The organism is Yersinia sp. 2542 StPb PI, from assembly GCF_048593855.1.
GTDB lineage: Bacteria > Pseudomonadota > Gammaproteobacteria > Enterobacterales > Enterobacteriaceae > Yersinia > Yersinia enterocolitica_E.
In genome coordinates this window covers 1-10,765 of the sequence record NZ_JAZGQA010000153.1, presented here as the reverse complement: position 1 = coordinate 10,765, position 10,765 = coordinate 1, and the positions used below count along the sequence as shown (strand labels likewise).

The window sequence follows — 10,765 nt, the reverse complement described above, 5'->3', positions numbered from 1 at the left end:
CTCTGCCTTTTTATTACTTATAAACATCGGCATCAGCGTCAAATTTCTTCTTTTCACGCTCGGCGATGATCACATAATACTTACCGCCTTTCTCATCCGCCATTTTCGACAGCTCTTCTTTCACATCCATCGGCGATGTTGCCTGACCCGACGTGGTAATGGTGCCAATCTTCTCGTAATTCTTCGCTTCTTCTTTAGTAATTTCTTTCGCCGCCATCGCGCCAAAAGAAACCCCCGTAACGACCAGAGCTACAGCCAGATTTTTCAATAAATTCATACCGAATACCTCGCAAATGAAGGATTAATGCGTATAAAAACAGTAAGAAAAACAGAGATGAATTGATTTAATTAAAGACAGTTGGCTGATGTGACGCCACGCGCAGTGGCCGCCCACACCTCTAAAGAAAAGGCTCTCCCCATGCCAGTGCGCGGGGATGCGCCAATTTGAACCTTCTTAATTATTAAGCAGATTTAATATTTAGCCATTAAATTACACATTAAATTCCATTCATCTCTATGTGCTAAGGCCTTAAATCTGTGGCAGTTAGCTATTCCAGTGTGATTTTAGCGTCAACATGTGCTGAAAAATCGATAAGTAATTTTGAAAAATAATCAGGATGAGAAACAAAAGGGGCATGAGCTGCTCCCTTCATCACCACCGATTGACTCTGCGGCCAGGCACTATCTAATAACGAAGCCACTTTGCGCGGCACCAGCCCATCCAGATAACCATAAATGCGCAACAAAGGTAGAGTGCATTTGGCCAGTGTGGGTCGTAAATCGGCAGTACGCAGAATGTCTAGCCCGCCGATTAACACCTCCACTTCTGGCATCTGGTGTTGTAGCACCACCGCTTTCAATAAACGGGCATCCTGTCGTGCACTTTCCGTCCCCAAAGTTTGCAATGCCAGAAAACGCTCAACGGTACGCTGAAAATCCTCACTTAACTGTTGCTGGAAACCGGCCAAGACTTCCGGCCGAATCCCCGGCCATTCATCATGCGCAGTAAAACATGGCGAGGAGGAGACAGTTATTAGCCCACGCACGCGCTCTGGCTGAGTCAAGGCTATCTGACTGGCCACTAGCCCGCCCATCGACCAACCGAGCCACAAGGCGCGCGGTGGTGCTTGTTGTAAGACAATTGCCGCCATATCAGACAGTGGCATCGCACCAAAATCTTTGCTGCGCCCATAACCGGGGAGGTCCACCAAATGCAGACGAAAATGCGGTGCGAGTCTATCAATTATGCAATGCCAGACTTCGGCGTTCAGCCCCCATCCGTGCAGCAGCACAAGATCGCAATCACCTTCACCGCAGGTGTTCCAATACAGTTGTTTCATACGTTAATATCCTGTTGCCTTAGCCGCGTCATACATCACTTATCAAGGAAGATAAACATGCTAACAATCGTCAGCCAGTGTTGGCTATGCCGGCAGCGGTTATATCATCCAAGGCATGGCATTTGTTGTTATTGCAACCAGCATTTACCTAAATTACCGCCCTGTTGCCCTCGCTGCGGCTTGCCCTGCACTAACCCGGCGTTACCTTGTGGCCGCTGCCTTAACGCACCACCCCGCTGGGCGAGTATGACCTTTGTCAGTGATTATATTCCGCCCTTGAACGGGCTGATAAAAAAGTTCAAATTTAACGGCGTCACACAGTTGGCTCCGGTACTGGCCCGTTTATTATTGTTACGCTGGCTTGATGCCTACCGTCAGGGTAAGGTTATCAGGCCAGAAAGAATCATTAGTGTGCCTTTACACCGCTGGCGCTGTTGGCGGCGCGGCTATAACCAAACAGACCTGTTAGCACGGCCATTGGCACACTGGCTTGGCTGCCACTACAGTAATATGACGTTACAGCGAGTACGGGCTACACCACCGCAGCAGCGATTGAAAGCTACCGCGCGACGTAAAAATATGCGGGGGATATTTCGTTGTACACAGTCTCTTCGCGGCCAACATATTGCTCTGCTGGATGATGTCGTAACAACGGGCAGTACACTGAATGAGATTGCCGATCTACTCTGGTCCGAGGGGATTGCCTCATTACAGGTGTGGTGTATCTGCCGAACCTTGTAGTCACCCCAGCAATGGGCGTATTATAACCGACAAGAATAGTCAACTATTGAGCAGATGCCATGATCACAATAACAGACGCAGCACAATCTCATTTTGCCAAACTGTTGGCAAATCAAGAAGAAGGCACCCAAATCCGGGTATTTGTTATCAACCCCGGAACACCCACCGCTGAATGCGGCGTGTCTTACTGCCCACCGGATGCGGTCGAAGCAACAGATACTGTACTGAAATTTGAGCAGTTATCTGCCTATGTTGATGAAATGAGTAAGCCTTATTTGGACGACGCTGAAATCGACTTCGTCACTGACCAACTAGGCTCTCAACTTACCCTGAAGGCGCCTAATGCCAAAATGCGTAAAGTTGATGACACTGCACCATTGATGGAGCGGGTTGAATATGTTCTGCAATCGCAGATTAACCCGCAACTGGCCGGGCATGGTGGCCGTGTAACATTGATGGAAATCACACCAGATGCATTGGCTATCCTGCAATTCGGCGGTGGCTGTAACGGGTGTTCTATGGTTGATGTCACACTGAAAGAAGGCATCGAAAAAGAGCTGTTGCAGAAATTCCCAGAATTGAAAGGCGTGAGGGATTTGACTGAGCATCAGCGCGGCGAGCATTCCTATTACTAATTATCCTGCGCCCTTGGTGCTACAGCGGTGTTAGCTTCGCTCTCTCACCCGAATCACTGACTGATGTCAGCTCATCGGGATTTGTTCGCTTGCTGCCTTGCTGTAACACCAATGACTTTGGCTAATAACTTTGGCTAATAATTGAGCATTGCTATTACTCATTATCCTGCGCCCTTGGTGCTACAGCGGTGTTAGCTTGCTGCCTTGCTGTAACACCAATGAATAATATTGTTCTTAATGCTGACAAAACCAGATGACTCAATCTGGAGCGGTGAGGATAGGCAGAAGAGTAAAGCGTCCGCGCCAGGGATGGCGCGGCATGAGCCTACATCGACGTATTGACGGCGTCTTTACGATCTGCCTGTTCTCTGCGCCACGAGCACTTTATTGGCAGCCTACTGAGAGATTCCCTCCCCTTATCATCCCGCCGACACATTCTTGCGCCGCTTATCCAAATCCTTCAATAAACGATTAACCTGGCTGTCAGCAAACATCTCTTCCAAGCTCGAGGTCAATTTACGCCGCCAGTTCGGATATTCCTCACTGGTTCCGGGAATATTTACCGGTGTCGCCATATCCAACCAATCTTCCGGTTGCAAACCCAGTAATGCGCTGGCGCTGTCGGCAACATAACGCTGTAATCCTCGGTTAAGGACCGGGCTCATCGAGAGGAGTGACGCTTTATGGCCTACCTTCTTTGGCACACAGTCATAGTGATGTAACCCTTCCAATAATCCTTGCTTGGCCCGTTCCCGATCAAGATAAAGCTGCTTCAATATCTGTTGGTCTGGATATAACCCCAGCTTATTCCCCAACGTCAGATCGTCACTTTGCCAATAGCCCCGTAAGGTCGGCAAATCATGGGTCGTAATGGTGGCCATCGCCTGTGCCGGATAAGATTGTGGCGCACGGAAGGTATTCTCACTGTCATGCTCAAAATAGAGCACCTTGTAGGAATACACCCCGCTGTCACGCAGCTTAGCCACAATTTCTACCGGTACCGTGCCTAAATCCTCGCCAATCACCATGCAGTGATGACGCTGACTTTCCAGCGCCAATATCGCCAATAGATCATCGACCGGATATTTAACATAAGCCCCCTGGGCGGCAGTCTGCCCGTAGGGAATCCACCACAGACGCAATAAGGCCATCACATGATCAATACGCAGAGCGCCACAACTGGTCATATTAGCGCGCAGCAAATCGATAAAAGGCTGGTAGGCACGCGCAACCATGACGTGCGGGTCCATTGGTGGCAACCCCCAGTTCTGGCCCAGCGGCCCTAAAATATCAGGCGGAGCCCCTACCGAGGCTTTCAGACAATATAACTCGCGGTCACACCAGGTTTCAGCGCCACCTTCAGCCACACCAACAGCTAAATCACGGTACAAGCCAATCGGCATTTTTCGTGTCTGGCTGTTGCGAAAACAGTTATCAAACTGAGTGGCGGCCAACCACTGTAACCATAGATAGAAGGTCACATCACTCGCGTATTCGCGGCAAAAATCAGCTACAGCACTGCTGTGCCCATCACGATATTTTTCTGGCCACACCGGCCAGCCCCACATCATTGGGTCTTGCGCACTTAAATGAGCATGTAGCGCATCAAAAGCTGCTTGTTGATGCAGACTACGACCGCCTTGTTCCACAAACTGGTGGAATGCCTGCATCCGCGCATCTTTTGCTTTACGAGCAGTAAACAGCGGGAAGGCCAAACGCAGCGCCATCAATTTCAGTTGCATAACCTGCGGATAATCAACCCACTCATTAGCCCGAATTTCAGCCAGCGTCTGTTGTGTTGCTGGTTGATGCCACCAGAGCTGCGCCGCTTCACTGTGCTGAAACTCATCCACGCGGTTCACGTCGATATAAACCACATTCAGCCAGCGTCTTGAAGAGGGGCTATAGGGGCTAGCACTCTGTGGATTAGCCGGATACAGCGCATGAATCGGATTCAAACCGATAAAGGCACCACCACGCTCGCCCACCTGTTCCAACATCTGGCTGAGATCACCAAAATCACCAATCCCCCAGTTACGTTCGGAACGCAGGGTATAGAGCTGTACACAAGCGCCCCACAACTTTTTCCCTGCCAGCAACGCATCTGGCTCATAGCAACGTTTCGGTGCCACAATAATTGAACACTGCCACTGCTGTAACCCTTGTTCGAGAATCAAACGGTGATAACCCTGCGGCAGAGAAGATGGCAATGTCAGCGTCTTTTTTGCACTGATACGCCCCTGGTGCAACTCACCTTTTTCTGTCTGCAATTGCCAGTGATAATCGCCTGAACCCGCCATTGGTAACTGCATTGGGCTACCAAAAGTAAATACTTTCACCACCGGTAGTGGTGTATTTTCTGTCGAGGTGTCCTGAGGCACCTGGGTGCGCCCCATGGCCGCCAACAACTGCTGCTTGGTTTCCGGCAAAATAGCCTGCGGCTTACCATGAGCATTAATGTAGCTGGCGGCTATCCCTGCCAGTGTCGCTGCTTGATCGAGCGATTTACGATCCATGCAGTCTTCTCCTTAACGTTTGGCTTGCCAAATCCGTGATTGGTAATCACGAATTGAACGGTCAGAACTGAACATCCCTACCCGGGCAGTGTTAAGAATGGTACGGCGGGTCCATTCATCCTTATCGCGGTACAGGGCATCAATTTGCTTCTGTGCCTGACAGTATGAGGCAAAATCAGCCAATACCAGATAAGGGTCACCCCCTTCCAACAGGCTATGCAACATCATGTCAAATGCGTGCTTATCACCTTGGCTGAACGCACCACTGGCCAGCTCATCCAGAATGCTTTTCAGGTGCGCGTCAGCTTTAAGATACTTCTGTGGCTTATAACCTTTCGCCAAAATGGCTTTTACCTGCTCCACGGTGTTACCGAAAATAAAGATATTCTCGTCACCCACCTGCTCGGCAATTTCAACGTTAGCCCCATCAAGGGTACCCACCGTCAATGCACCATTCAGTGCCAGTTTCATGTTGCCAGTGCCAGAGGCTTCTTTACCGGCAGTTGAAATCTGCTCCGATACATCCGCCGCAGGAATCATCAATTCCGCGACTGAAACCCGATAATCGGGGATAAAGACCACTTTTAGGCGATCTTTGACGATCGGATCATTGTTGATCTTATCGGCGGCCTGATTGATCGCATAAATAATATTCTTAGCTAAATAATAACCAGGTGCAGCTTTGGCACCAAACAAGAACACACGCGGCGCAATATCCAGATTCGGGTTGTCACGGATCTGGCGGTAGAGCGACAGAATATGTAACAGATTCAAATGCTGACGCTTATATTCATGCAACCGCTTAATCTGCACATCGAAGATGGCGTCTGGATTAATCACCAACCCCATAGTTCGCTTAACGTATTCAGCTAACTTAACTTTGTTGTCATATTTGATCTGCTGATAACGGCCCCTAAAAGCCTTATCTTCGGCATAAGACTCAAGCCCGGCTAATGCATCCAGATTATTCGCCCATTCCACTTTCAGCGTGTCATCAATCAGGCCAGATAATGCCGGATTACATTGCTTCAACCAACGGCGCGGCGTAATACCATTAGTAACATTATGGAATTTATTTGGCCATAATTGATAGTATTCAGGGAATAAGTCTTTGATAACCAGATCAGAATGCAGTTGCGCTACGCCGTTGACGGCAAAGCCGCTGACCACACACAGATTGGCCATTCTCACCTGCTTATTATGATGAACCGCCAGCTTGGCCCACACCGCTTCATCCCCAGGCCATTGCTTATCCACCACCTTTTTAAACTGCGCATTGATCTGCTTGATGATGACAAAATGGCGTGGCAACAAACTACGCACTAATTTTTCATCCCAACATTCAAGTGCTTCAGGCATCAACGTGTGGTTGGTATAAGCGAAGGTTTTGCTGGTGATCGCCCACGCCGCATCCCAGCTTAGCTGATGCTCATCCAGCAGTACTCGCAGCATTTCAGGAATAGCGATAGTCGGGTGGGTATCATTCAGTTGAATAACTTCATAGTCAGGCAATTCAGCCAGTTTACGACCAGCCAGATGATGCTTACGTAAAATATCCGCCACCGAGCAGGCGCATTGGAAGTATTGCTGCATCAGGCGCAGACGTTTGCCGGCCAGATGGTTATCGTTTGGATACAATACTTTGGTCAGTTTTTCTGCTTCAACGCCATTTTGTTCTGCCAGCAGGAACTTCCCATCATTAAAATTAGTTAAATCAAATGGATGTTGATGAGTCGCCTGCCACAGGCGCAACGGCTGTGTTACACCATTGCGAAAACCCAGCACCGGTAAATCCCAAGCTTCACCGCGTAAGGTGAAGGCCGGACGCCACACCTGGTGGCCATCAGCGAGTTTTTCTAACTTGCCAGCAAAGCCGACATCAACCGCCAACGCCGCATTATGGCGAAACCACGGATAACTCTCGCGCTGCCAGTTGTCCGGGGCTTCCTGTTGTTTACATTCACTGAAAGATTGACGGAACAGACCGTATTGATAATTCAGACCATAACCGGTGGCGGGTTGCTCAACGGTTGCCATCGAATCAAGGAAACAGGCCGCCAAACGCCCAAGACCGCCATTACCCAATGCAGGGTCAGTCTCCTGCTCCAGCAAATCACACAGGTTAATTTGCTGCTCGGCCAGCAATGCCTCCACTTGATCATACCAACCCAGATTAATCAGGTTGTTTGCCGTTAAACGACCAATCAAAAACTCCATTGAAATGTAGTTAACATGCCGTTGGACTTTTTGGGTTTTACCTGGTGCAGGCTGAGCCGCCAATTGTTCGGCTAACGCCGCGCTGACAGCTTCCCACCATTGGTGTTGAGTCATTTGCTGAGCGGAGGTTAGGCCAAAGCGCTGCCACTGGCGGGTCAGTGCGGCCAGGAAATCGTCCTTTTTAAGCGTAGGCTGTGACATAGGGAGTCTCTATCCTGTGAGTGGGGTAATTTTACCCTTATCCTGCCAATGAGAACTGACAAGGGCATCATCCTGCCGGGGGATTAGCTGGGGATGAGTCGCAGGGCGTAGCTAAAATTGTGATCCGGTGCAACTTACAGCCATATGAAACATTAACTCTATTGCAATAACATGGCCGTTATCAGACCTTAGCAGTGCTGATTAATTACGAGGCTAAAAATAATTACTCTTATGAATGCCTGTAACATTTCATTACAAATGGACATATCACTCGCCAGGACGTCTTCTCACCGGATATTGGTTAAACCGGACACAGCATGCTGATCCCCTCAAAACTGAGCCGCCCGGTACGGCTGCAAAATACCGTGATACGCGACCGTCTATTGGTTAAGTTATCAGGTGTAGCAAACTATCGCCTGACTTTGATCAATTGCCCAGCCGGTTATGGTAAGACCACGTTGATCGCCCAATGGGCTGCCGACCAATCCAATCTCGGGTGGTATTCACTGGATGAAAGTGACAATCAACCAGAGCGTTTCGCCTCTTATCTGATTGCTGCGGTACAGTTGGCGACTGGCGGCCATTGCAGTAAAAGTGAAGCTCTCAGCCAAAAGCATCAATACGCCAGCCTTTCAGCGCTGTTTGCTCAATTATTTATCGAGTTGTCCGATTGGGATGGCCCGCTTTATCTGGTCATCGATGACTATCATCTGATTACCAATGACGCTGTTCATGAAGCGGTGCGCTTCTTTCTGCGTCACCAGCCGGAAAATATGACGCTGATCCTGCTATCCCGCACCTTGCCACCGCTGGGAATTGCTAACCTGCGGGTGCGCGATCAGTTGCTGGAATTAGGCATGCAGCAACTGGCATTTAATCATCAGGAAGCACAGCAATTTTTTGATTGCCGCCTGTCAGTGCCACTGGAACAAGGTGATAGCAGCCGCTTGTGTGATGAAGTTGAAGGCTGGGCCACCGCGCTGCAACTGATAGCACTGTCATCGCGTCAGCCAAACTCATCCGCGCAAAAATCGGCAAAACGCCTGGCAGGGTTAAATGCCAGCCATTTATCAGACTATCTGGTGGATGAAGTATTAGATCAGGTGGATAGCAATTCCCGCGTTTTTCTGCTGCGTTGCTCAGTATTACGTTCCATGAATGATGCCCTGATTGTGCGCCTGACTGGGGAAGATAACGGTCAGCAACGGCTGGAAGAGTTGGAGCGCCAGGGGTTATTTATTCATCGTATGGATGACAGTGGTGAATGGTTCTGCTTCCACCCGCTATTTGCCACCTTCTTGCGCCAGCGCTGCCAGTGGGAATTGGCGTTGGAGTTACCGGAATTGCATCACGCAGCCGCTGAAGGCTGGATGGCGCTGGGCTACCCGGCTGAAGCAATCCACCATGCATTGGCCGCAGGTGATGTTGGCATGTTACGTGATATCTTGCTGCAACATGCCTGGACGCTGTTTAACCACAGTGAGTTGGCGCTGCTGGAACAATGTCTGGTCGCCCTGCCTTACTCTTTATTGGTGCAGAATCCAGAACTGGCACTGCTACAAGCCTGGCTGGCGCAAAGCCAACACCGTTATGGTGAGGTGAATACCTTGCTCGAGCGCGCTGAATCGGCAATGCAAGAGCGCAAAATCCCTGTTGATGAGATTTTACGCGCTGAATTTGATGCCCTGCGTGCTCAGGTAGCTATCAATGACGGTAAGCCAGATGAAGCCGAAAAACTGGCAACTGATGCGCTGAAATATCTGCCGATGGCGAACTTTTATAGCCGTATTGTGGCAACCTCCGTAACTGGTGAGGTTCATCATTGTAAAGGGGAGCTAAGCCGTGCGCTGCCCATGATGCAGCAAACCGAGCAAATGGCACGTCGCCACGAAGCCTATCACTATGCCTTATGGGCATTGCTACAACAGAGTGAAATCCTGATTGCACAAGGTTTCTTGCAAGCCGCTTATGAAACGCAAGATAAAGCCTTTGATTTAATTCATGAACAACATCTTGAGCAGTTGCCGTTGCATGAATTCCTGCTGCGTATTCGCTCCCAAATTTTATGGTCGTGGTCACGGTTGGATGAAGCGGAAGAAGCGGCACGCAAAGGTATTGAGATTCTGGTCAATTACCAACCCCAACAGCAATTGCAATGTTTGGCGATGCTGGCAAAATGCTCACTGGCGCGTGGCGACCTGGATAACGCCAATATGTATATTCAGCGTTGTGAGGCCCTGCAACACGGCAGCCAATATCATCTCGACTGGATAACCAATGCCGATAAGCCACGGGTTATTCACTGGCAGATGACCGGGGATAAAGTCGCCGCCGCAAGTTGGCTGCGCCAGGCAGAAAAACCGGGGATGGCGGATAATCACTTTTTACAGGGGCAGTGGCGTAATATCGCGCGGATACAGATCATGCTAGGGCGCTTTAATGAAGCCGAAGTAGTATTGGACGAACTGAACGAAAATGCCCGCCGCCTTCGTTTAACCAGTGACCTTAACCGTAATCTGTTGTTAAGTAATATCCTTTACTGGCAAACCGAACGTAAAAGTGAGGCCCAGAAAGCGCTGATTGAATCACTGTCATTGGCTAACCGCACCGGTTTTATCAGCCATTTCGTGATTGAAGGTGAAGCTATGGCACAACAGTTGCGCCAACTGATTCAACTTAACGCGTTACCGGAATTGGAACAGCATCGTGCTCAGCGAATACTGAAGGATATTAACCAGCACCATCGGCATAAATTCGCCCATTTTGATGAGATATTTGTCGATAAACTGCTAACTCACCCGCAAGTACCAGAACTGATCCGTACCAGCCCGCTAACCCAGCGCGAATGGCAGGTATTGGGGCTGATTTACTCCGGCTACAGTAATGAACAGATCGCCGGTGAGCTGGAAGTGGCGGCCACTACGATTAAAACCCATATCCGTAATTTATATCAAAAACTGGGGGTTGCTCACCGTCAGGAAGCCGTACAACAGGCACAGCGTTTATTACAGATGATGGGTTATGTTTGATTATTTTTATTGTTATGGCAATAAGTTACCACTGTACTGCAATTTACATTAAACCAATGTTATTGCAGTCAGTGGTCTTTGGCGAT

General features: G+C 49.4%; 7 protein-coding genes and 1 pseudogene. 4 read left to right on the top strand and 4 right to left on the bottom strand.

Going from position 1 to position 10,765, the window contains the following annotated elements:
* Positions 1 to 13: 13 nt before the first annotated feature.
* Positions 14 to 277: a YdgH/BhsA/McbA-like domain containing protein gene (locus V1952_RS16390; RefSeq protein WP_083161242.1), complete on the bottom strand. Its 264-nt coding sequence runs from the start codon at positions 275 to 277 to the stop codon at positions 14 to 16.
* A gap of 271 nt (positions 278 to 548) precedes the next feature.
* Entirely contained in the window at positions 549 to 1,340 is a 792-nt protein-coding gene (gene bioH, locus V1952_RS16385; RefSeq protein ID WP_420075129.1) for a pimeloyl-ACP methyl ester esterase BioH, read from the bottom strand.
* A gap of 57 nt (positions 1,341 to 1,397) precedes the next feature.
* Here bioH and gntX point away from each other — a divergent pair, with 57 nt between their 5' ends.
* From gntX to V1952_RS16370, 3 genes and pseudogenes are all read left to right on the top strand, one after another.
* Positions 1,398 to 2,081, top strand: coding sequence for a DNA utilization protein GntX (gene gntX, locus V1952_RS16380; RefSeq protein WP_420075128.1), 684 nt, complete (start codon positions 1,398 to 1,400; stop codon positions 2,079 to 2,081).
* A 59-nt stretch (positions 2,082 to 2,140) separates the two neighbouring features.
* Entirely contained in the window at positions 2,141 to 2,716 is a 576-nt protein-coding gene (gene nfuA, locus V1952_RS16375) for a Fe-S biogenesis protein NfuA (RefSeq protein ID WP_083161247.1), read from the top strand.
* Positions 2,717 to 3,045: 329 nt separating this feature from the next.
* A pseudogene (locus V1952_RS16370) lies at positions 3,046 to 3,114 on the top strand (gluconate 5-dehydrogenase); the annotation flags it as partial.
* Between the two features lie 21 nt (positions 3,115 to 3,135).
* Here the strand turns inward: V1952_RS16370 and malQ are convergent.
* Together malQ and malP are read right to left on the bottom strand one after the other, a co-directional pair.
* Positions 3,136 to 5,232: a 4-alpha-glucanotransferase gene (malQ, locus tag V1952_RS16365; protein WP_420072058.1), complete on the bottom strand. Its 2,097-nt coding sequence runs from the start codon at positions 5,230 to 5,232 to the stop codon at positions 3,136 to 3,138.
* A gap of 12 nt (positions 5,233 to 5,244) precedes the next feature.
* On the bottom strand, positions 5,245 to 7,650 hold the full coding sequence (gene malP / locus V1952_RS16360) for a maltodextrin phosphorylase (RefSeq protein ID WP_420075127.1): 2,406 nt from the start codon (positions 7,648 to 7,650) through the stop codon (positions 5,245 to 5,247).
* Positions 7,651 to 7,967: 317 nt separating this feature from the next.
* Here malP and malT point away from each other — a divergent pair, with 317 nt between their 5' ends.
* Positions 7,968 to 10,679 (top strand): HTH-type transcriptional regulator MalT, encoded by a 2,712-nt coding sequence (malT, locus tag V1952_RS16355; protein WP_083161255.1) that lies wholly within the window; start codon positions 7,968 to 7,970, stop codon positions 10,677 to 10,679.
* The last annotated feature ends 86 nt before the right edge of the window (positions 10,680 to 10,765 follow it).